Origin of the sequence: Salipiger sp. HF18, from assembly GCF_011806505.1 — a bacterium.
Classification (GTDB): domain Bacteria; phylum Pseudomonadota; class Alphaproteobacteria; order Rhodobacterales; family Rhodobacteraceae; genus Salipiger; species Salipiger thiooxidans.
This window is the reverse complement of sequence record NZ_JAATOS010000795.1, coordinates 1-1,180: the sequence shown is the minus strand read 5'-3', so window position 1 is coordinate 1,180 and position 1,180 is coordinate 1. Positions and strand designations below refer to the sequence as shown.

Below are 1,180 nucleotides of genomic sequence, written 5' to 3'. Positions count from 1 at the left end.
CTAAACTCCGGGGGAGGAGCGCCCCCGGGCGCGACGGGGGCAGCGCCCCCCTGCGACGGATCCGCCCATGCTGACCGACACCCTTCTCGAAGACGACCGCTGGCAGGAGGCCGGGTTCGAGGCGCTCGCCGAGACCGCCGCCCGCGCCGCGCTGACCGCGCTCGACCTCGACCCCGACGGGTTCGAGATCGCCATCCTCGCCTGCGACGACGCCCGCATCGCCGAGCTCAACGGCGATTTCCGATACAAGCCTGCACCCACCAACGTCCTGTCCTGGCCCTCGGAAGAGCGTGACCCGGAAGACCTGCCCGAACCGGGCATGCCGGGGATGCCGGAAGAGCTCGGGGACATCGCCATCGCCTGGGAAACCTGCCTGCGCGAGGCCCAGGAACAGGACAAGCCGCTTTCCGCTCATCTGACCCACCTGATCGTTCACGCAACCTTGCATCTTCTGGGTTACGATCACATTCGTGACGAAGACGCCACGGTCATGGAAACTCTCGAAGTGGAAATACTTGGCAAACTGGGGGTAGCGAACCCATATTGATGAGACTTGGGGTCAAGGCCCCGCCAACGGATAGGATCGATGGGCGATAGTGACGGCTCGTCTACGGCAGCGCAAAGCGCGCGGCAGACGGCAGATGTGAACCACGGCGACGGTATTTTCCGCCGTGTTTTCAATGTATTCCGACCGGCAACCGACACCGGCACCGGGATGAACGGCGCAGCTGCGCCACAGGTTCAGGCGCCACCGCCGAGCCTTATGAACCTGCGCCGGATGCGGGTGGAGGACGTGGCGATTCCCAAGGCGGACATCGTCGCGGTGCCAGACACCATCACCAAGCCCGAACTGGTGCAGGTCTTTCGCGAAAGCGGCATGACCCGCCTGCCGGTCTATTCCGGCACGCTCGACACGCCCGTGGGCATGGCACACCTCAAGGATTTCGCGCTTCGCCACGGCTTCAACGGCTCCGGCCAGCGCTTCGATCTCAAGAAGATGCTGCGCCCTCTGGTCTTCGTCCCGCCCTCCATGCCGATCGGCGTGCTGCTCACCAAGATGCAGACCGAACGCCGGCACATGGCGCTGGTGATCGACGAATACGGCGGCGTCGACGGGCTCGTGACCATCGAGGATCTCATCGAGCAGGTCATCGGCGAGATCGAGGACGAACACGACATC

General features: G+C 64.7%; 2 protein-coding genes. Both read left to right on the top strand.

Annotated elements, in window-relative coordinates; genetic code table 11:
- Positions 1–67 precede the first annotated feature (67 nt).
- A complete protein-coding gene (gene ybeY / locus HC022_RS27015) occupies positions 68–547 on the top strand; it encodes an rRNA maturation RNase YbeY (RefSeq protein WP_167454430.1) in 480 nt (159 codons plus the stop codon).
- Between the two features lie 39 nt (positions 548–586).
- A partial coding sequence (locus HC022_RS27010; protein WP_167454429.1) for a CBS domain-containing protein occupies positions 587–1,180 on the top strand: 594 nt, incomplete at its 3' end.

What these genes read in the sequence shown, in the direction of transcription:
- ybeY (WP_167454430.1), top strand. Translation starts at nt 68, where the DNA reads ATGCTGACCGACACCCTTCTCGAAGACGACCGCTGGCAGGAGGCCGGG.